Origin of the sequence: Pantoea sp. RG18 (assembly GCF_025910075.1) — a bacterium.
Classification (GTDB): Bacteria; Pseudomonadota; Gammaproteobacteria; order Enterobacterales; family Enterobacteriaceae; genus Pantoea; species Pantoea agglomerans.
This window is the reverse complement of the sequence record NZ_JAPCIL010000022.1, coordinates 1-331: the sequence shown is the minus strand read 5'-3', so window position 1 is coordinate 331 and position 331 is coordinate 1. Positions and strand designations below refer to the sequence as shown.

The 331-nt window shown below is 70.1% G+C and carries 1 protein-coding gene; it reads right to left on the bottom strand.

Going from position 1 to position 331, the window contains the following annotated elements; genetic code table 11:
* Nucleotides 1–331, bottom strand: a 331-nt coding sequence (locus tag OK409_RS21595; protein ID WP_264367518.1) for an Ig-like domain-containing protein, incomplete at both ends; no start/stop codon positions are given.

Here is a 331-nt window from a genome sequence, read left to right as displayed (position 1 = left end):
GCCGTCCTCGCCCAGCGCCGCCGTGGTAATGCTCCAGCGGCCGTTGTCATCCGCCACGCCCGACCCCGCGTTTACCCGGTTGCCGTCCGCATCCGTGGCCCACACGATGACCGTCAGCCCCGCGCCCGCGGTGCCGTTCAGCGTCAGCGTGCCGTCGTTGGTGAACTGGCCCTTCTGCAGGAAGCCGCTGTCCGCGTCTTCGCCCTGGCTGTAGTCGTCCACCACGTTTTCAATCGCCGGCTGCGCCGGGGCGCTGGTCAGGACGCTGAAGTCCCACGCCGCATCCGCCGTGCCGCTTACCTGCGGGCCTTCATTGCCCGCCGCGTCCACT